Origin of the sequence: Streptomyces sp. NPDC048337, assembly GCF_043201175.1 — a bacterium.
Lineage (GTDB): Bacteria > Actinomycetota > Actinomycetes > Streptomycetales > Streptomycetaceae > Streptomyces.
Map to the genome: position 1 here is coordinate 61,730 of NZ_JBICYR010000006.1, position 19,684 is coordinate 81,413.

Annotated in this window: 17 protein-coding genes; 8 read left to right on the top strand and 9 right to left on the bottom strand. The window is 73.8% G+C overall.

All coding sequences use genetic code 11. From position 1 onward, the window contains the following. Positions 1-67: 67 nt before the first annotated feature. The 5 genes from ACGFYU_RS12210 to ACGFYU_RS12230 all read right to left on the bottom strand — a co-directional run bounded on the left by ACGFYU_RS12210 (position 68) and on the right by ACGFYU_RS12230 (position 7,514). On the bottom strand, positions 68-2,266 hold the full coding sequence (locus ACGFYU_RS12210; protein WP_393827202.1) for a molybdopterin oxidoreductase family protein: 2,199 nt from the start codon (positions 2,264-2,266) through the stop codon (positions 68-70). A gap of 139 nt (positions 2,267-2,405) precedes the next feature. Beyond that, positions 2,406-3,026: a TetR family transcriptional regulator gene (locus ACGFYU_RS12215; protein WP_393827467.1), complete on the bottom strand. Its 621-nt coding sequence runs from the start codon at positions 3,024-3,026 to the stop codon at positions 2,406-2,408. Positions 3,027-3,061: 35 nt separating this feature from the next. Beyond that, positions 3,062-4,483: a hypothetical protein gene (locus tag ACGFYU_RS12220; RefSeq protein WP_393827203.1), complete on the bottom strand. Its 1,422-nt coding sequence runs from the start codon at positions 4,481-4,483 to the stop codon at positions 3,062-3,064. Further along, positions 4,480-5,295, bottom strand: a complete 816-nt coding sequence (locus tag ACGFYU_RS12225) for a hypothetical protein (RefSeq protein WP_393827468.1) — start codon at positions 5,293-5,295, stop codon at positions 4,480-4,482. The genes ACGFYU_RS12220 and ACGFYU_RS12225 overlap by 4 nt, the downstream gene beginning before the upstream one ends. Positions 5,296-5,396: 101 nt before the next feature. Next, entirely contained in the window at positions 5,397-7,514 is a 2,118-nt protein-coding gene (locus ACGFYU_RS12230) for a right-handed parallel beta-helix repeat-containing protein (RefSeq protein WP_393827204.1), read from the bottom strand. A gap of 163 nt (positions 7,515-7,677) precedes the next feature. On the opposite strand from ACGFYU_RS12230, the gene hmgA reads away from it, so the two are divergent. Both hmgA and ACGFYU_RS12240 read left to right on the top strand, forming a co-directional pair. Continuing rightward, entirely contained in the window at positions 7,678-8,991 is a 1,314-nt protein-coding gene (gene hmgA / locus ACGFYU_RS12235; protein ID WP_393827205.1) for a homogentisate 1,2-dioxygenase, read from the top strand. A gap of 45 nt (positions 8,992-9,036) precedes the next feature. Further along, a complete protein-coding gene (locus ACGFYU_RS12240) occupies positions 9,037-9,786 on the top strand; it encodes a GntR family transcriptional regulator (RefSeq protein WP_393827206.1) in 750 nt (249 codons plus the stop codon). A 38-nt stretch (positions 9,787-9,824) separates the two neighbouring features. Here the strand turns inward: ACGFYU_RS12240 and ACGFYU_RS12245 are convergent, their stop codons facing one another. After that, a complete protein-coding gene (locus tag ACGFYU_RS12245; RefSeq protein WP_393827207.1) occupies positions 9,825-9,986 on the bottom strand; it encodes a hypothetical protein in 162 nt (53 codons plus the stop codon). 24 nt (positions 9,987-10,010) lie between these two features. Here ACGFYU_RS12245 and ACGFYU_RS12250 point away from each other — a divergent pair, with 24 nt between their 5' ends. Beyond that, positions 10,011-11,252 (top strand): type ISP restriction/modification enzyme, encoded by a 1,242-nt coding sequence (locus ACGFYU_RS12250; RefSeq protein ID WP_393827208.1) that lies wholly within the window; start codon positions 10,011-10,013, stop codon positions 11,250-11,252. A 14-nt stretch (positions 11,253-11,266) separates the two neighbouring features. On the opposite strand, the gene ACGFYU_RS12255 is transcribed toward ACGFYU_RS12250, so the two are convergent. After that, complete coding sequence (locus ACGFYU_RS12255) at positions 11,267-12,004, bottom strand: TetR/AcrR family transcriptional regulator (RefSeq protein ID WP_393827209.1); 738 nt, start codon at positions 12,002-12,004, stop codon at positions 11,267-11,269. A gap of 74 nt (positions 12,005-12,078) precedes the next feature. On the opposite strand from ACGFYU_RS12255, the gene ACGFYU_RS12260 reads away from it, so the two are divergent. The 3 genes from ACGFYU_RS12260 (at position 12,079) to ACGFYU_RS12270 (ending at position 15,133) form a co-directional block, all read left to right on the top strand. Next, positions 12,079-13,047, top strand: a complete 969-nt coding sequence (locus ACGFYU_RS12260) for an ATP-binding cassette domain-containing protein (protein ID WP_393827210.1) — start codon at positions 12,079-12,081, stop codon at positions 13,045-13,047. Beyond that, positions 13,044-13,832 (top strand): ABC transporter permease, encoded by a 789-nt coding sequence (locus tag ACGFYU_RS12265; RefSeq protein ID WP_393827211.1) that lies wholly within the window; start codon positions 13,044-13,046, stop codon positions 13,830-13,832. The genes ACGFYU_RS12260 and ACGFYU_RS12265 overlap by 4 nt, the downstream gene beginning before the upstream one ends. A 104-nt stretch (positions 13,833-13,936) precedes the next feature. After that, positions 13,937-15,133, top strand: coding sequence for a CaiB/BaiF CoA transferase family protein (locus ACGFYU_RS12270; protein WP_393827212.1), 1,197 nt, complete (start codon positions 13,937-13,939; stop codon positions 15,131-15,133). Between the two features lie 54 nt (positions 15,134-15,187). Here ACGFYU_RS12270 and ACGFYU_RS12275 read toward each other — a convergent pair whose 3' ends face one another. Continuing rightward, complete coding sequence (locus ACGFYU_RS12275) at positions 15,188-15,457, bottom strand: hypothetical protein (protein ID WP_393827213.1); 270 nt, start codon at positions 15,455-15,457, stop codon at positions 15,188-15,190. 247 nt (positions 15,458-15,704) lie between these two features. Between ACGFYU_RS12275 and ACGFYU_RS12280 the strand changes: the two genes are divergently transcribed. Beyond that, the gene (locus ACGFYU_RS12280) at positions 15,705-17,417 is read left to right on the top strand and encodes a serine/threonine-protein kinase (RefSeq protein WP_393827214.1); all 1,713 of its coding nucleotides are present in this window, start codon (positions 15,705-15,707) and stop codon (positions 17,415-17,417) included. Here the strand turns inward: ACGFYU_RS12280 and ACGFYU_RS12285 are convergent. Further along, positions 17,387-18,190, bottom strand: coding sequence for an SGNH/GDSL hydrolase family protein (locus ACGFYU_RS12285; RefSeq protein WP_393827469.1), 804 nt, complete (start codon positions 18,188-18,190; stop codon positions 17,387-17,389). The genes ACGFYU_RS12280 and ACGFYU_RS12285 overlap by 31 nt on opposite strands. A gap of 219 nt (positions 18,191-18,409) precedes the next feature. On the opposite strand from ACGFYU_RS12285, the gene ACGFYU_RS12290 reads away from it, so the two are divergent. Next, positions 18,410-19,504: a DUF5925 domain-containing protein gene (locus tag ACGFYU_RS12290; protein WP_393827215.1), complete on the top strand. Its 1,095-nt coding sequence runs from the start codon at positions 18,410-18,412 to the stop codon at positions 19,502-19,504. The last annotated feature ends 180 nt before the right edge of the window (positions 19,505-19,684 follow it).

The following is a 19,684-nucleotide window of genomic DNA, read 5'->3' on the forward strand; positions in this document are numbered from 1 at the left end:
AACGTAGGTGCCGCCTCCTTGTGCCAACAAGACGTCCGCACGTGAGCAATACGAGCAAAACCCCAGCTCAGGGCAGGGGTGTCAGCTCGACGGGAAAGCCGTTGAGGACGGCCGTACCGGACAGCGGGTCGAGCCTGCTGCCGTCGAGGAGCTGGTTGACGTTGGCGCCGGGCGAGGCGGCGGCCACCGAGAGCCGGGAGCCGGTGCGGTCGTGGCCCCAGCCGTGCGGAAGGCTCACCACACCGGTGCGCACGGTGTCGGTGACCTCGACGGGGACCTCCAGCGCGCCGCCGTCGGCGGTGATCCTGGCCCGGCCCCCGTCGGTGAGGCCCAGCCGGACCGCGTCCTGCGGGTGGATCTGGAGGGTGCAGCGGTTGGAACCTCCCGTGAGGGCCGGGACGTTGTGCAACCAGCTGTTGTTGGACCGCAGATGGCGGCGGCCCACGAGCACCAGCCCGGCGGGGCGTTCGGCGAGCGTCGCGCGCAGCCTGGGCAGCTCGGCCGCGATCGGGTCCGGGAGCAGCTCGATCCTGCCGCTGCGGGTCCTCAGCACGCCCGGGAGCCGGGGCCGCAGCGGGCCCAGGTCGATGCCGTGCGGGCTCTGCCGGAGATCCTCCAGGGTCAGGTCGTAGGGGCCCAGGCGCAGCATCATGTCGAGCCGCCGCTCGGGACCGGTGCGGCCCGACAGCAGGCGGGCCTGCTCCTGCGGGTCGGCACCGAAGAGCGGTGAGTGGGGTTCGGTGACGGCCCGGGCGAGGGTGTCGGCGATGACGCGCTCGTCGACGGCCTCCGGTGGTGCACCGTGCAGGCCGGAGACGGCGAGGATCAGCCGCGCGTGGATCTCGCACTCGTCCATCCGCCCCTCCTCCAGGGGGATGGCGGCGGGTGAGTAGCGGGCCTGGTTGCGTACGGCGAACCCGTTGAACGCGAAGTCGAAGTGGGCACTCTGCGCGGGCGGCGGCGGGGGCAGTACGACGTGGGCGTGGCGCGAGGTCTCGTTGAGGTAGGGGTCGATGGAGACCATGAAGTCGAGGCCGGACAGCGCCCGGTCGAGCCGGTCGCCGTCGGGTGCGGACAGGACCGGGTTCGAGGCGACGGCGATCACCACCCGGATCCGCCCCTCGCCCGGGGTCTCGATCTCCTCCGCCAGGGCGGAGATGGGGAGTTCGCCCTTGGCTTCGGGGTGACCGCTGACCCGGCTCGACCAGCGGCCGAGGGCGAAGCCCTTGCCGGGGCGGGCCGGCCGGGGCGCGCCGGCGGTCGCGGAGAGCGGGAAGAGGGCTCCGCCGGGCCGGTCGAGGTTGCCGGTGAGGATGTTCAGCACGTCGACGAGCCAGCTGGCGAGGGTGCCGTACTCGACGGTGCAGCTGCCGATCCGCCCGTAGACGGCGGCCGTGGGGGCGGCCGCGAGCTCGCGGGCGAGGGTGCGGATGTCATCGGCGGCGAGGTCGCAGGCGGGTGCCACGGCCTCAGGAGTGAAACTCCCGAGGGCGGCGGCGAGTTCCCCGAGGCCCTCGGCGTGTTCCTCCAGTACGCCGGGGGCGGCGAGCTTCTCCGCGAGGAGGGTGTGCGCGAGGGCGGCGAGCAGCAGCGCGTCGCTGCCGGGGCGGGGTGCCAGGTGCCGGTCGGCGAGCCGGGCGGTGCGGGTGCGGCGCGGGTCGACGACGACCAGGGTCCCGCCACGGGCGCGCAGCGCCTTGAGCCGGCCGGGGAAGTCGGGGGCGGTGCACAGGGAGCCGTTGGATTCGAGGGGGTTGGCGCCCAGGAGCAGCAGGAAGTCGGTGTGGTCCAGGTCGGGAACCGGGATGGCGAAGGGGTCCCCGAAGAGCAGCCCGCTGGAGACGTGCTTGGGCATCTGGTCGAGCGTGCTGGCGGTGAAGAGGTTGCGGGTGCCGAGGGCCTTGAGGAGCAGCGGCGGGTAGAGGGCGCCGGCCATGGTGTGGGTGTTCGGGTTCCCGAGGACAACGCCGACCGACTGGGCCCCGTACGCGCCGACGAGCGCGGGGACGGCGGCGGCGATGGCGTCGTAGGCCTCCTCCCAGGTGGCCTCCCGGAGTTGGCCGTCGCGGCGGACGAGGGGGGTGCGCAGCCGGTCGGGGTCGGCGTCGAGGGCGCCGAAGGCCGCGCCCTTGGGGCAGATGAAGCCGCGGCTGAAGACGTCGTCGCGGTCTCCGCGCGCGCCGGTGACGGAGGTGCCCTCGACGGTGAGGGTGAGTCCGCAGGTGGCTTCGCAGAGGGGGCAGATGCGCAGGGCGGTGCGGGGCATGGGCCCTCCAGGGGCGGCAGGCTGCGGCGCGGGCACACGGGCGGACCGAGCATACCGACCGGTAGGGACGGAGGGGAGGGGTCTGCGGGGCGGGGTTCGGCGGCGGGGGCCGGGGGCCGGGCCGGGGCCGGCGCCTGGGTCAGTCCAGGACGCGGGCCAGGTAGGCGTGCATCATCGCCCGGGTCTCGGCGACGATGTCGGGGTCGCCCGTCGGGTCGGCGCGGAAGGCCAGCTGGATCAGCGCGTCGGTGGCCTCGACGGAGACGAGGACCGCCCGCGCGAGGTTGGCGTCGGGGGTCAGGCCGAGGTGGGCGCAGAGCAGTTCGGTGAGGCGGGCCGCGACCAGGTGGTTGGGGTCGGCCTCCGGGCCCTCGGCGGGCGGGGCGGGCACGCCGAAGTCGACGAGCGCGAAGCCGGGGACGCTGCGCTTCATGGCCAGGTACTCGTCCAGTACGGCGTCCACGACGGGCCGCCAGTGGGTGGCGGGGAGGTCGGCGAGCCGGTCCGCGATGCCGTCGGCGTAGCGGTCCAGGTTGCGGTGGGCGAGGGCGATGGCCATGGCCCGCTTGTTGCCGAAGAAGCGGTAGACCGAGCCGATCGGGACTCCGGCGCGCAGGGCGACGGCGCGGGTGCTGAGGTTCTCGTATCCGGTCTCGTCGAGCAGTTCGGCGCAGGCGTCGAGGATCCGGGCGAGCCGGTCGGCGCTGCGCTGTTGGATCGGAGTACGACGCAGGGAGTGGGCGGGAGGCACGGGGTCCATCATGCCGCTCCGGGGTTCTCGGCTCGGGGGCGGCCTCAGTTCAGCAGGAGGCCGAGCCCGCCGACCGTGTAAGTGATCATCAGCGCGAGCAGCGGCAGCTGGCCGGCGACCGCCCTGGCGGGCGGGAAGAGGCGTACGGAGCGGTCGTGGGCCGCGACGACGCCGAGCACGTGGCCGGTGACGACGGCGATGACCTGGAGGGCGGCGAGGGCCCCGGGGCCCAGTGGCACCAAGGGTTCGGGGGCGTTGTCAGTGCCGAGTGCCATGCTTACTGTGCGTGGTACTTCGGTTACCAGGAGGGAGAAGTAGTGGGCGATCAGATAGCCGAGCGATATCGGTACGAGTGAGTGCGCGAAGGCGGTCAGCGGTCCGGGGTGCGGGCCGCTGACGAGGCGGGTGGCCGCGGCGCACAGGCAGTAGAGGGTGGCGACGAGGGCGATGGAACCGAGGAGTCCGAGTGTGGCCGTGGGGGTGCGGCCGAGGGGGGAGGTCTGCAGGGCGTTGATCCACGAGGGGTTGTCGGAGAAGCCGTCGTAGGCGGTGGAGCCGAGCAGGACGCAGACGGTGGCGACGAGTCCGGGCCGCTCGGGCGTCGCGTCGAGTCCGTGGAAGGGGTTACGGAGCACCAGGCGGCCGTCGCTGCGGCGGCCGAGGGGGGAGAGCCGGGCGAGGAGCGCGGAGTACGTCTCGAAGGCGTCTCCGTCGTCGAACCAGCGCTCGCCGAAGCGGGCGGCGAGCAGCAGCTGGGCGGCGGTGTAGGTGGCGAGGGCGATGAGGAGGGTGGTGGTGGATGCGGGATCGGGAGCGACGAGTTCGAGCCAGGTGAAGCCGAACAGCCCGGCGGCGGCGGGCCATTGGCCGAGCCGCGCGGGGAGGGGGCGGTGAGGGCCGCCGCCGGTGCCGGCGTCGGTGCGGCGCCGGGACCGGGAGAGCAGGCGGTGCAGGGTGCGGAGCGGGTTGAGCAGGCGCCATACGGGGCCGAGGAGGAGGGAGGCGGGGACGAGTCCGACCCAGAGCAGGACGTAGACGGCGCCGGGAGCGGGGTTGTGCGCGGGGTCGTCGGGACCGAGGAGGAGGTGGAGCAGGACGGCGAGCGCGAGGGCGAGCCCGAGTCCGCGCAGGGCGGTGCGGGTGGCCGGCGCGTCGGCCACCCGCTGGAGGGCGGCGGGCAGGGCGAGCCCGGAGCGGTCGCCGCGGAAGCGGGAGGTGGACCAGAGCAGTGCGAGTCCGAGGAAGGAGACGAAGAGCGCGGTGAAGGCCCCGGCGAAGGCGTAGAAGGGAGAGATCGGCAGATCGTGCTGGGACCCGATCCCGTGCGCGAGGGCGGTGAGCGGATCGGCCAGGTGGAGGACCACGCCCTGGCCTCCCCCGCCACCGGCCGGAGCCTGCGGGGACACGGGTGGCGGCAGGGTCTGGGACAGGGGCACGGAGAGGGGCACCGGCACGGGCTGGGTCATCGGACGAGGAGCTGGGTCAGGACGAGGGCGGACTCGTGGGTCTCGACCTCGAAGAGGCCGGTGCGGTCGGCCGTCAGGATCAGGGTGGCCTCCTGGCCTGCCGGCAGGGCGAGTTCCTTGTCGTAGCCGTGGACGTGCAGGGTGTCCGCGCGGTCGCTGGTGACGCGCAGGGCCACGCGCTCGCCGCGCTTGAGCTCGGTGCGGGCGGGGGCGGGGCTGACCCTGCCGTCCCGGACGGTGATGGTGACCGTCCGGTCGGCCGGTGGAGCCTGCGAGGGCTCCGAGCCGGTCGGGTTCGGCGCGGGGTGGCTGTGGGACGCCTGGCCCGGGGGGCCCGCGGTCAGCGGGACCGCGGTTTCCACGGGCTTGCCGGACACCGCCCAGGCGGTGTGGTCGTCCGCGTACAGGCGGACGGTCAGGGTGTGCGTGCCCTCGGGCACCTGCGCGGCGGGCAGGTGGAACCAGGGGCCGTACAGCCGGGCCAGTTTGCGGCCGTCGAGCTCCAGGTGGGCGTGGCCGGCGCCCGGGAGGGCGGCGCCGCCGGCGCTGTCGGGGGTGAAGCGGAAATTCTTCACCGCCAGTTGGAGGTTCCAGCCGTCCTCCGAGTCCGGGCGGACGGTGAGCTGGACCTCCGGCGCGCCCTCGGCGGGGACTTCCCTGAGCCGGTGGCCCGCGCCGTCGTCGGTGGTGAGCAGGGTGCCCACGTTGCCGGAGGCCTGCTCGTGGCTGGTGCCGGGCTTGTGGTGGGTGGTGGCCCGCCCTCCACAGCCCGTCGCCGCTCCCCCCGCGAGCAGCAGGGCCAGCGCGAGCAGGGCCGCGGCGCGGGCCCGCCGACCGGGCCTGCCGGGCCTGCGGCGCGGGCGGGGCGGCGTCCCGCAGGCGTCGCACCGGCTGCGGTCGTCGGCCCGGTCGCTCACGGCTGCCCTGCCGCCGTCGGCGCCGCCGGAGCCGCGGCCGGGTGCGGGGTTGGGGCGCGGTCGCCTGCCGGGTCGCCGCCCGGGCCGGTGGGGCGGGCCGGGGTGCCGGGGCGGGCCGAGGCTACGACCGCCCACAGGATCCAGATCACGGCCACCAAGGCCCGTACCCAGGCGGGGCTCAGGGGGGTCCAGGGGATCATCAGGATCGCCTTGTCGAAGGCGTCCAGCAGGGTGAGCCCGGCCAGCAGCAGGGTGAGGCGGGCCAGCCAGGGGCGGGTGGGGCGCAGGGCCAGGCCCACGCCCGTCCACCACAGGCCCAGCAGGGTGAGCGCCAGCGCCGGGACGGCGGTGGCGAGCAGGCCCGTCGTGGAGCCGGCCACGTCCAGGGCCAGGCCCGCCAGGCCCAGCAGCGAGGCGACCGTGCCCAGCCGGGAGCCGAGCAGGCGGCGCCACCACAGCACGCCGCCGACCAGGAGGAGGACACCGGCCACCGCGAGGGCGATCTGGGTCTCCACCCGCTCCAGGCCCCGGGCGCCGTACCAGTCACAGCCGGCCGGGAGCTTGCGCGCCTGGACGTTGTAGTCGGCGCAGACGAGGAGCTGGACCAGCTTCACCGGTTCGCCGACCATACGGGCCGAGGCGCCCGAGACGTCGCCGCGCGTACCGCCGCACTGCGGGACCGTGCCCGGGGTGGAGCCGTCGGGGCCGTCCTGCCAGCAGTTGCCGCGGCCCTGGCCGTCCCACCACACGTCCATGCCGTTGGGGCGGGCGGCGCCGGACTTGTCCTTGCCGAGCACGTTGCCGGCGTACCGGTTGTGGTGGGAGGTGTCCGCCTGCTTGGACCACGTCTCCTCGCCGCGGATGAAGGCGGGGACCGCGGAGAGGAAGAAGCCCGCGCGGCGGTGGCCGTACACCCAGTTGTTCTCGTAGAGGTTCCAGTTGCCGCCCGCGGTGATGATGCCGGTGCCCGGCGGCATGGAGATCTGCGGGCAGACGACGCCCCGCTCGTAGCCGCGCTCGATCGGCGGCTTGGCGCAGGTGCCGTCGGCGACGTGGCCGTAGTAGTCCTGGTTGTTGTCATGGATGAGGTTGCGCTCGAACTTGGCGTGGTTCTGCGGGAGTCCGGGGTGCCCGGGGAAGGCGCTGTCCATCGAGGCGCCGCCCATGTTCTGGTCGAACTCGTTGTCGTGCACCCACACCGAGTCGCCCGCGGTGCCGGAGTAGCCGACCATGTTGTGGTGGCTGCGGCAGCCGGTGATCTCGATGGAGTAGCGGGGGACGTCGTAGCCGCGGCCGTCGTTGATGTTGGAGGCGCTGCCCGGGTAGATGCCGGAGTCGCCGTTCCCGTACGACTCGCAGTTCTTGTAGAGCCCGTGGTCGCTGGCGAAGGTCAGGAAGCCGTACTCGTCGTTCCACCTGGTCAGTACGTCGTCGATGACGAAGCCGTCGCCCGCCAGCACGTACAGGGAGTTGAAGGTGGTGCGCTGAGCGGTGAAGTTGCGGAAGTAGACGCCGTTGGACTTGTCGGCGCGGATGGCGTTCAGCTTCTGGTACTTGGCGTCGATGACGACGTCCGTGCGGGCTGCGCCGGTGCCCTCGATCTGGAGGTTCGTCTTGCCGAGGATGGCGACGAGGTTCTGGTTGTGCCGGCAGGCCACCTGCTGCTCGTAGCTGAGGATCTGGTAGCCGAGCGAGGAGTTGGGGGCCTTGAGCTGCGCGCACTCCCCCGTCGGCTTCGGCAGTGAGGGCTCCTCCTCGTAGAGGCCGGGGAGGATCGCGATGTTCATCCCGGGCCGGTCGACGGCGTCGACGGCCTCCTGGAGGTGGCGGTAGCCGCTCTTCTCGCAGCGCTCGTACAGGGCGAGGTTGCGCCGCCGCAGCTCCTCCGGGAAGCCGGATATCCGGCGTTCGAAGGCGGGGCGGTCGGTCTTGCAGACCAGGAGGTCGGGCTCCGCCTCGCGGTACTCGGGCACGGAGCCGGAGCCGTCCGGGAGGGTGACGGGGCGCTCCTCGTGGGCGACCGCGGCGGGCGCGGCGGCGAAGAGGGACAGGAGGGCGAGGAGGGCGGCGAGCAGAGCCGCCGGCACGGCAGGGAACCTGCGGGTCCACGACATGCGCGTGAGAGTAGAGCAATGTTCATCTTTTCGGATCCCCCCGTGCGCGAATCCGCTTCCCCCGGCCTCCGCCCGCCCCCGCCGCCCCGATGCGCCGTTGACGCGCGGGCCGCGGAATCCTACTGTCAACCATAGGATTCCTTCGACGGAGCGGGAGCAGCACATGAGCGAGCAGGCCAGGAAGACGGCGGAGGGGCTGGAGTACCTCACCGGCTTCGGCAACGAGCACAGCTCGGAGGCCGTCCCCGGCGCGCTGCCGCACGGCCGGAACTCGCCCCAGCGCGCACCGCTCGGCCTCTACGCCGAGCAGCTCAGCGGCAGCGCCTTCACCGAGCCGCGCAGCCACAACCGCCGCTCCTGGCTGTACCGGATCCGCCCCTCGGCGGCGCACCCGGCCTTCACCCGGATCGACAACGGTGCCCTGCGCACGGCGCCCTTCACCGAGGCGGCCGCGGACCCGAACCGGCTGCGCTGGAACCCGCTGCCCGACCCGGCGCCCGGCACCGACTTCCTGGCCGGCCTGTGGACCCTCGGCGGCAACGGCGACGCCGCCCAGCGCACCGGCATGGCCATCCACCTCTACGCCGCCAACGCCGACATGACCGACCGGGTGTTCAGCGACTCCGACGGCGAGCTGCTGATCGTCCCCGAGCGCGGCGGCCTGCTCCTGCGCACCGAGTTCGGCCTGCTCGCCGCCCGGCCCGGCGAGGTGGCCCTGGTCCCCCGCGGCGTGCGCTTCCGCGTCGAGCTCCTGGAGGACGGCGCCCGCGGCTACGTCTGCGAGAACTACGGCCAGCCCTTCGAGCTGCCGAACCTGGGCCCGATCGGCGCCAACGGACTCGCCGCCGCCCGGGACTTCCGGGCCCCGGCCGCCGCGTACGAGGACGTCGAGCGCCCGACCGAGGTGGTCAACAAGTTCTGCGGCAACCTCTGGGCGGCCACCTACGACCACTCCCCGCTCGACGTGGTCGCCTGGCACGGCACGCACACCCCGTACGTCTACGACCTGCGCCGTTTCAACGTCCTGGGCTCGATCAGCTACGACCACCCCGACCCGTCGATCTTCACCGTGCTGACCTCGCCCTCCGACACACCCGGCCTCGCGGGCGTGGACTTCGTGGTCTTCGCCCCGCGCTGGCTGGTCGGCGAGGACACCTTCCGCCCGCCCTACTTCCACCGCAACGTGATGAGCGAGTACATGGGCCTGATCGAGGGCGCCTACGACGCCAAGGCCGAGGGCTTCGTCCCCGGCGGCGGCTCGCTCCACAACATGATGTCCGCGCACGGCCCCGACCGGGAGACCTTCGACCGGGCGAGCGCCGCCGAGCTGAAGCCGCAGAAGATCGACGACGGCCTGGCCTTCATGTTCGAGACCCGCTGGCCGATCACCGCCACCGCCCAGGCGGCCGGCGCGGAGCACCTCCAGCGCGGATACGACGACGTCTGGCAGGGTCTCCAGCGCCACTTCCGCGCCTAATATGCGCAGCACGCCGCCCCCGTCCAGCCGTACGGAGAACCACCCGTGACCGCCTTCGCCCCCGACTCTCTGGTGCTGAACCGGAAGCTGCCGCTCTGGTACCAGGTGTCACAGTCGCTGCGCGCCTCGATACTCGGGCGCACCCCGGACGCCTCGCTGCGCCTGCCCACCGAGGAGCAGCTCGCCGAGCACTACGGGGTGAGCGTGCTGACCATGCGGCAGGCGCTCAAGGAGCTGGAGGGCGAGGGCCTGATCAGCCGGCACCGGCGGCGCGGCACCTTCATCGAACCGGGTGCGCGGCGCAGCGCACCGGTCCGGCTGCTGGGCTCGGTCGACGCGATCGTGGCCCAGCAGTCGGGCGACCGTACGACGATTCTCGGCCACGGGCGGACGGCGGTGTCCGGGGAGCTGCTGGAGCACTTCCCGGACACGCCCGAGGTGGTCACCTACCGCCGGCTGCGCCACGACCGCGAGAGCGGGGAGCCGACCAACTGGGTGGAGAACGCGGTCCTCCCGGAGTTCGCCGAGGCGGTGGAGCTGGCCGATCTCGAACGGTGGCCGATGACGAAGGTGCTGCGGGACGTCGTCGGGGTGCGCATCAGCCGCATCACGGACACGGTGGAGGCACGGCTTGCCGACCCGGAGACGGCCGAGCTGCTCCAGGTGCCCCTGCTCAGCCCGATCCTGCACTACACGGGCGTGACCTACGACGAGGACGGCCGGGTGGTGGACGTGGCGCGCATCCGCTACCGCGGCGACCGGTTCTCCTTCACGGTGACGGTCGACGCGCACTGACGCCCCAAGGCACCGACGGGCCGACGGAAGGACCGGGCCTACCGCTCGTCGTCGTCCTTGGTGCGCTCGCCCTCCGCCTGCGAAGGCGTGGTCCGCATCGTCTGGGGGTGCCGCTGCGCCTTCTGCTTCTCGTCCAGGTCGTCGTCGAGGCGCTCGCCCTCGGCCTGCGACGGAGTCGAGTATTCGTCGTACTGACTCATGACCGTCTCCTCGGTCGATACGGCATGTATGCGTACATAAGGAGCGTAGCGCTTCGGCCTGGACGCAGCCCGGCCACCGGCGCCGTCGCTACCATCGGCGGCGTGAGCGAAGACGTACCACTGCTGGACGATCTGATGCCCTGGGCCGTGGGCGGCCTGCGCCTGGGCCGGGACTGGGTGGCCGCACCCGATCCGGCGACCCTGCGCGCCCGCTGGGCCGCGCTGACCGCCACCGAAGGGGCCGAGCGGGAGCGGCTGTTCCGCCCGAGCCGCAGCCGCACGCCCGCCGCCGGCGCGGCCGCGCTGCCGGGCCAGCGCTCGGCCGCCACGGCCCGCTTCGCCGACGAGCCCGGCCCCTGCCCCGACCCCGTACGGGTGCTGCGCGACCCCTTCGACGAGCAGTGGCTGCTGCCCGACCAGCGGCTGATCGACATGGCCCGCCCCGAGCTGTGGCGGGTCCGGGACGAGCACCAGCTGTTCGTCGTCGAAACCCCGGCCCCCAGCCTGCTGGTCACCGCGCACCTCCCGGCCGGCCGGCTCGGCCGGATCCGTCCGCTGCACCGGCGCCCCGGCGGCGCCGAGCCGAACCTGGCCCCGGGCCTGCTGCCCCTGCTGGGCGAGCGGTACGGCGGCTGGGCCACCCCCGAGGACGTGCTGTGCTGGATCCTCGCGGCCGGCCGCCCCGGGCCGCGCGGGTACGAGGTCCCGCTCACCGCCGACCCCGGGCGCTGGCGGGCCGGCCTGGAGCTGGGCCACCGGCTGCTCACCGTCCGGCTGCGCGGAGCCCGCGGCGGCGAGGCGCCCCGACTGCCCGGCGGGCGGCGCCCGTACGTCCGCTCGGCGGTCGTGGCGTGGCCGCGCGAGGTGACGTACGAGGCCGAGAGCGAGACGCTGGGCTTCGGCGGCGGGACCGTGTCCCCCGTGCCGGCCGGCGCCTGGGAGTACGAGGTCCAGGGGGTGCGGGTGCTGGAGGCCTGGTTCGCCGCCCGCGGCGCGCACCGCGAACCGGACGCGGACGGGTTGGAGGCGCTGGGTCCGGTCGAGTGGCCGCAGAGCTGGACCTCGGAGCTGCTGGCGCTGGTCACGACCCTGGCGCTGCTGGCCGATCTGGCCCCGGAACGGGCCGCCTTCGAGCCGGGCCCCGCCCTGTCCGTCGGCGAGCTGCGCACGGCCGGGGTACTGCCGCCGCCGGGCTGGGCCAGGCGCCCGGCCTCGGTGCTGGACCACCAGGAGGAGGGCCCGGGCGGCCAGTTCGCCCTGCTCTGACGGAAAGCACGGGGCTACGGAGCCTGCGTGGCCCACGCCCCCAGCAGCCGCGACACCGTCCGCTCGAACACGGCGGCCAGGTCCAGCCCCGCCCCGGGCACCGGATCGACGGCCCCCGCGAGGACCCCGGCCAGCAGCGGGTACTCCCCCGTGGCCAGCCGCGAGCCGAGCCAGGCCGTCCGTACGCGCTGTTCGGCGGCCTCGCTCCAGGGCAGCGACCGGGCCCGCTCGGCGAGCGCCAGCTCCCCCGCCACGTACGTCGCCACCGTGCCGTTGACGGCCGCGACGAGCTCCAGCTTCTCCTGCCCGGCCGCATCCAGCGGGGCCAGGCATTCCAGGCTGTGCTCCAGGTACCGCAGGGCGTTGGGGCCGAAGCCGTACACCGGACTGAGCAGCCGGGGCAGCCACGGGTGCCGGTGCATGAGCGCCCGGGTCTGGCGGGCCAGCGCGAGCAGGTCGGCCCGCCAGTCGCCGGTCGGCGCGGTGAACTCGTACTCACCGCTGACCGCGTCGACCATCAGCTCGTACAGGTCCTCCTTGCGCGGCACGTAGTTGTACAGGGACATCGTCCCGGCGCCGATCCCGGCCGCCACGCGCCGCATGGAGACGGCCTCGATCCCCTCCGCGTCCGCGATCCGCACCGCCTCGGCGGCGATCGACTCGCGGCTGTGCGCGGGCCGGGGGCCACGGCCGGCCCGCGGGGGGCGGGCCCAGATCACTTCGGGTTCAGCGGGTCGCCCACCGGCTGCCATCGCTCACATCACCTCGTCCGTCTCGCCCCCATCTTAGTTACGTACGCCGTACGTAGTGGGGTAGGGTGCCGCACATGACAACTACGTACGCTGTACTTAGTGAGGGTTTGGAGAAGAGCTACGGGGAGGTCCACGCCCTGCGCGGCCTCGACCTCGCCGTGCCCGAGGGCACGGTCTGCGGACTCCTCGGCCCCAACGGCGCCGGCAAGACCACCGCCGTCCGGATCCTCACCACCCTCACCGCGCCCACCGGCGGCCGGGCCCTCGTCGCCGGCCACGACGTCACACGCGAACCCGCGGTGGTGCGCCGCGCCATCGGGGCCACCGGCCAGTACGCCTCCGTCGACGGGGATCTGACCGGCCGTGAGAACCTCCGCCTCTTCGCCCGCCTCGCCGGACTGCGCGGCTCCGCGGTCCGGGCCCGCGCCGACGGGCTGCTGGAGCGCTTCGGGCTCGGCGAGGCCGCCGACCGGGTGGCCGCCACCTGGTCGGGCGGGATGAAGCGGCGGCTGGACCTGGCCGCCGGGCTGATCACCCGGCCCCGCGTGCTCTTCCTCGACGAGCCCACCACCGGCCTGGATCCGGCGGCCCGCGAGCAGATCTGGACGGCGGTCGGGGACCTCGCGAACGAAGGCACCACCGTGCTGCTGACCACGCAGTACCTGGAGGAGGCCGACCGGCTCGCCGACGACATCGTGGTCGTCGACCGCGGCCGGGCCGCCGCCACCGGCACCCCGGCCGAACTGAAGGCCCGGATCGGCGCCCGCGCCGAGGTCTCGGTCGGCGCGCACGAGGCCCTCGCCGGCGCCGCCGCCGTACTGGACCGGCTCACCGGGGGCCGGCCGGTGCTCGACGAGGAGCGCCTCACGGTCGGCGTGACCGTGCTCGACACCGCGCTCACCCTGCCCCGGATCATCCGCGCGCTCGACACGGCCGGGGTCCCGGTCACCGACGCGAGCCTGCGCCCGCCCACCCTCGACGAGGTGTTCCTGCGCCTCACCCGCACGGCCGTGGCCCCCGCCGAGAAGGAGAACGCGGCATGAGCACCCTGCTGTCCGACGGCGGAGCCGTCCTCACCCGCCAGCTCCAGAAGGCCCGGCACGCCCCGGCGCTGCTGATCCTCACGCAGACCATGCCGATCACGATGTTGCTGTTCTTCGGCTACGTCTTCGGCAGCGCGCTCGCCATGCCGGGCGCCGAGTACCGGGAGTTCCTGGTCCCCGGACTGCTCGCCGCGACCGCCGCGAACGGGCTGATGACCGGCATGTTCACGGCTTCGCAGGACGCCCATCGCGGGGTGATGGACCGCTTCCGGACCCTGCCGATGAGCCGCAGCGCCGTACCGCTGGGGCAGACCGCCGCCGACCTGCTCACCACCGCGGTGTCCCTGGTGCCGCTGATGCTGGTGGGGCTGGCTATGGGCTGGCGGATCGAGACCGGCCCGCCCGGAGCGCTGGGGGCGCTCGGTGTGCTGATGCTGTTCCGCTTCGCCTCCGCGTGGGTGGGCACGTACCTCGGCCTGGTGAGCGCGAGCGAGGAGGCGGCGGGCCAGCTCGGCAGCGCCACCTTCGTGCTGCCGATGCTCTCCAGCGCCTACCTGCCGACCGCCGGACTGCCCGGGTGGCTGCGTACGGTCGCGGAGTGGAACCCGATCAGCGCGGTCGCGACCGCCGTCCGGGAGCTGTGCGGGAACGCGGGTGCCGAGCCCGCGGCGGGCGCCGCCTGGCCCGCCGCGCACCCGGTCGCCGGGGCGCTGCTCTGGTCGCTGGTCCTCCTCGCCGCCTTCGTGCCGCTCGCCACGCGCAGGTTCGCGCGGGGCCGGGGCTGATCGGGGCCGATCCGGAGGATCTCGGCGGATCGCGGCGGATCTCGGCGGATCCTTTCGGTCCGCATGGGTGACAGATCATGGTCCGACCAGGTAGGCAGGGCTCCATGGCTACCGAACCGCTCCCCCTCGCCGGCATCACCGTCGTCGCCGTCGAACAGGCCGTCTCGGCCCCCTTCGCCACCCGCCAGCTCGCCGACCTCGGCGCCCGGGTGGTCAAGGTCGAGCGCCCCGACGGCGGCGACTTCGCGCGCGCCTACGACACCACCGCGCAGGGCCTCGCCTCGCACTTCGTGTGGGCCAACCGCGGCAAGGAGTCGATCGCGCTCGACCTGAAGGACCCGCGGGGCCGGGAGGTCCTGCACGGCCTGCTGGACGGCGCCGACGTCTTCGTCCAGAACCTCGCGCAGGGGGCCGCCGCCCGGCTCGGGCTGGACTCGGCCGCGCTGTGCGCGCGTTACCCGCGGCTGGTCGCCGTGGACGTCTCGGGCTACGGCGCGGAGGGCCCGTACGCCCACAAGCGCGCCTACGACATGCTCGTGCAGTGCGAGGCGGGGCTGGTCTCGGTGACCGGCACCCCGGAGCGGCCCGTCAAGGCGGGGATCCCGGCCGCCGACATCGCGGCCGCCATGTACGCCTTCTCGGGGGTGCTCGCCGCCCTGCTGCGCCGCGGGGTCACCGGGCGCGGGGGCAGGGTGGAGGTGTCCATGCTGGACGCGCTCGCCGAGTGGATGGGGCATCCGCTGCACCACACGATGCACGGCGGCGAACAGCCGGTGCGCACCGGCCTCGCGCACGCGGTGATCGCACCCTACGACGCCTACCCGACGGCCGACGGGGACCGGGTGCTGCTGTCGGTGCAGAACGACCGGGAATGGCAGCGCCTGGCCGAACAGGTGCTGGATCACCCCGAGTTGGCGGCTGACCCGGCGTACGCGACGAACACGGCACGCACCGCCAACCGGGAGAAGACCGACGCGGTGGTGGCGGAGGCGCTGGGCCGGCTGGGCGCGGACGAGGCGATCGGGCGGCTGGAGGCGGCGGGCATCGCCTGCGCCCGGCTGAACTCGGTGGCCCAGCTGGCCGCGCATCCGCAGCTGGCCGCCCGGGACCGCTGGCGGGAGGTGGGATCGCCGGCCGGTCCGCTGCGGGCGTTGTTGCCGCCGATCGGACTGCCGGGCGGCGCGGCACCGCACATGGGTGCGGTGCCCGCGCTGGGTGAGCACACCGAACCCCTGCTGCGCGCCCTGGGGATGACGGGAGCGCAGATCTCGGAGCTTCGCCGGGACGGTGTGATCGCGTAAGGGCCGGGGAGCCGGGGCTGGTACCGGGGCCGGAAGGCCTCGGTACGGGGACGGTTACGAGCGGCGGCTGCCGAAGAGCGTGCGACGCAGGCGGCGCAGCGGCGCGAAGAGCGAGACGCGCGCGCTCCGGCTCCGCAGGCGGTGCGTGTGGTCGCGGGAGGTGAGCTCGCGCATCAGCAGGGTCGCCTCGGCGGTCTCCCGGTGCGGGACGGCGGGACCGCCCAGCACGGCGAGGTGACGGTCGAGGCGCGAGCTGGTCGCACCGCTGCCGCAGTTGATGGCAGGCACGCGGGGCGGCCTGCTGCGCATTGCTATCTGTTCCATGTTCTCTCCCCACCCGTACGAGGGCACCCGGCCCGGGCAGGTTAACCCTATCGCCCCCGCGCCGCGCCCGGGTATCCCGGTGGTGTGAATTACCCCTGTGGCGACGGGGAGTTGACGATTACTCAGCGGAGTCAATCGTCACTCTCCGCACAAAAGCGGCGGAGTTGGGACTCTCCGTACGAGTCGCGTCACGGCAGGGGCCACTTATCCCGCTCTGCGCTAACTTGAAGTGATCACCTGGTGACACATGGGCGCATGCGCACACACATGGGGGGCTCGCGTGACGGAAAACGTGGCGGGTGCGGGCGGGGTATCGGGCTCCGATCGTGTCATCTCGGGCCGGTACCGGCTCCTGGAACCCCTCGGCCGCGGCGGGATGGGCGTCGTGTGGCGGGCCCGGGACGAGGTGCTGGCCCGCGAGGTCGCCGTCAAGGAGGTACGGGCCCCGGCCGGAATGGAGCCCGCGGAACTCCAGCGGATGTACCGGCGGCTGGAGCGGGAGGCCTGGGCGGCGGCCCGGGTCTCGCACCGCGGGGTCGTCACGGTCTACGACGTGGCCTCCGAGGGCGGACGGCCGTGGATCGTGATGGAGCTGGTGCGCGGGCTCTCGCTGGCCGACGTACTGGAGGCCGAGGGGCCGCTGACCCCGCAGCGGGCCGCGCACATCGGCGAGCAGGTGCTGACGGCGCTGCGCTCCGCGCACGACTCGGGGGTGCTGCACCGCGACGTCAAACCCGGGAACGTGCTCATCGCCAACGACGGCCGGGTGGTGCTGAGCGACTTCGGGATCGCGAGCCTGGAGGGCTCGTCGGCGATCACCATGACGGGCGAGGTGGTCGGATCTCCCGAATTCCTGGCTCCGGAGCGGGCGTTGGGGCGCGATCCGGGGCCCGAGTCGGATCTGTGGTCGCTCGGGGTCATGCTGTACGCGGCCGTCGAGGGGGTTTCGCCCTTCCGGCAGGAGAACCCGCTGGACACGCTGCGGGCCGTGGTGGACGGGGAACCGCCCGCGCCGCGGCGCGCCGGGCCGCTGGAGCCCGTACTGGAGGGGCTGCTGCGGAAGGACCCGGCCGAGCGGCTGCCGGCGGCGGAGGCGGCCCGGATGCTGCGGGTGGTGGGTGCGGGCGGGGACGTACGGGCCTACGGCGGGGCGGTGTCGGGGCCCGACTCGCCCACGGCCACCGCGCAGGAGCACCGGCACGACCACGGGCGCGGTGGGGCGGGGGCGCCGTACGGGGAGCCCACGCCGCCCGTGCCGGGACCGGTCTCGCAGCCCGGGCCCGCCCCGCGCCGGGGCGGTGCGGCTGGACTGGTGCTGACCGCCGGGATCGTGGTGCTGCTGCTGGCGCTGGTCGCGCTGGGGTGGCTGCTGCTGAAGGACCGCGAGGGCAAGGGCTCCGGGAGCGGCGGCCCGAGCGGTTCCGCGACGACCGCCCAGTCGGTGACCACGACCCCCTCGGCGCGCCCGTCCGCGTCGGCCTCGGCTTCGGCGTCCGCCTCGGCCACGCCGGGGCAGCAGCACGTTTCGGTCTACGTCGACGCCGTACGGACCTCCTACACCGGCAGTTGCCCGCCGCTCGCGGGGCGCGCGCCCGCCTTCACCGCCACCGTCGAGGTGGAGCGGGTCCCGGTGGTGCTGGAGTACCGCTGGGCCACGCGGAGCGGGAGGACCTCCGGCCCCGGCTGGCAGTCCGTCACGTACGAGGCGGCCGGGCCCAGGAGCCGGCGGCTGGAGCACACCGAGCTCACGCACGTGCCGGACGCGGCCTTCGAGGACGCGGTCCGGCTGGAGGTGCGGGGGCCGGCGGAGGTCACCACCGCGTGGGTGGGGACCTCCGTGACGTGCGAGAAGGAGACCCCGACCCCGACGGGCGGGGCCTCCTCCCCCGGCACGAGCGCGTCACCGACCCCGCCGACGGCGGGGCCCGATCAGGCCGCGTTCGTGAAGACGGGCAGGTAGCCGCCGGACTGTCCGGCGGCGGTGGGGTGGTAGGACTCCCCGATGTTGAGCCAGTTGACGCTGTGCAGCCACGCGGCGCCGGAGCAGATCTCGTGGCCCGTGAAGGCGCCGGCGACCGAGGCGAAGGTGAAGCCGTGGTCGGCGGCGCGCTTGGCTATGGCGGCGTTCAGGTAGTCGGCGGCGCCGTTGATGGCGGAGCGCTCGCCCTCGGTCAGGCCGGCGACGCAGGTGCCGTTCAGCTTGTAGAAGCGGGGATAGCCGAGGACGACGACGCGGGCGTTGGGCGAGCGGCTGTCTATGGCGTTGTAGACCTGGTCGAGCTGGCCGGGGAGGGTGGAGTCGACGTACGCCTTGGCCTGGTTGACGCGGTTGACGCAGGTGGACTCGGACTGGAGCACACAGGTCGTCATGACGTCGGCGAAGCCGGCGTCGTTGCCGCCGATGGTGATGGACACCAGGTCGGTGCCGGAGTTCAGCGGGCCGAGCTGATTGGCGAGGACGTCACCCGTACGAGCGCCCGAACAGGCGGCGAAGGAGAAGGTCTGCGGGGAATGGGCCGCGGCCCACAGGGCGGGGTAGGCGCGGGTGGTGCGCTTGCAGTCGCCGCTGCCGCTGTCGTAGTTGCCGGCGCCGACGCCGGAGGAGTACGAGTCGCCGAGGGCGACGTAGCCGAAGTCGGCCTGGGCGGCGGCCGCCTGGCCGGCACCGAACAGGGCGGCGCCGGCGGCGAGTAAGACGGAGGAGGCGAGAGCGGCGAAGCGCGTCAGTCTCATGCTCATGGGGGTGCGGCTCCTTGTGGGGGTTACTCCTGAGTTACTGCTGAGTCCGTGGTACAAGGAGCCGAGACTGGCTGGAAGTGTTCATGCCAAGAATATTCGGGGCAGAGTTGGGCCCGGAATCTTCACGCGCAATGCGTTTGAAGGAGGAACCGGGACACCCGATCCGGCGAAACACGGGTGCACGAGGGCACGGTGTGCCGGATCATGGGCGCCATGCCAGCCAACCCGCATGACGCGCTGCCGATCCGGCTCAACGTCGACGACAGCGACTCGCCGTCGGATGTAGTCGACGCGCTGTTCCTCGGCCGGTTCGCGTCCGGCGAGCAGCCGTACTCGCACAGCGTGTCCATCGACCGGGTCAAGGCGGGCGTCAGCCTGCTGCCGCCCCAGGCCACGGTGTTGCGCTCGGCGCGCGACAGCGACCGCAGCGCCACCCTCGCCGAGGGCGAGGGCTGGACCATGCTCGTCTCCCGCTGGAGCCGGGGCGCGGACGTCACGGTGACGGCGGTCAGCGACGAGCTCGCGGAGCGGGTGCTCGGCGAGGCCACGGAGGGGGTGCAGGACGACCCCGAACCGCAGCCGGAGAACGTCACGATGGGCTTCTGGTACGTCTCGCCGCGGCGCGGCCCGTACCGGACGACCCGCCAGATCGCGGCCGGGACCTGGGACGAGGTGCGGCCCAACTACACGGCTCCGGTGGCCGGGGCGATGGACCGGCTGATGAAGGTGACCCCGGACGACATCGCGGGCCGTCTGCTCCTCCTGCACGGGCCGCCCGGCACGGGCAAGACCTCCGCGCTGCGCACCCTTGCCCGGTCCTGGCGGGACTGGTGCCAGGTGGACTGCGTCCTGGACCCGGAGCGGCTGTTCAACGACGTGGGTTACCTGATGGACATCGCGATCGGCGAGGAGGAGGGCACGGCGAAGGGCCGCTGGCGGCTGCTGCTGCTGGAGGACTGCGACGAGCTGATCCGCGGCGAGGCGCGGCACACCGCCGGGCAGGCGCTGTCCCGTCTCCTCAACCTGACGGACGGGCTGCTGGGCCAGGGCCGCAACGTGCTGGTGGGTGTCACGACGAACGAGGACCTCGAACGCCTCCACCCGGCGGTGGTCCGGCCGGGGCGCTGCCTGGCCCGCATCGAGGTCGGCCGGCTGACCCACCGGGAGGCGGTGGACTGGCTGGGCACGGACGAGGGCGTCTCCCGCGAGGGCGCCACCCTGGCGGAACTGTTCGCCCTCCGCCGCGGCACGGGCCCGGCCGCCGTCCTCCCACCACAGGCACATACGGAGGCCGGCCTCTACCTCTAGCCACCGGTCCGGCTGGGGACCCGGCGGCGGCGCCGAGCCACCCGGGCCCCGCCCGAACCCGCGCCTCAAACGCCGGCGGGGCTGAAATTGCCCTGTGGGCAAGCCGGCCCGCCCGCGCTCAGGGTTGCGCTACGCGCACGCGCAGACTGACGCCAGCCAAGTCCAGCCCCGCCGGCGTTT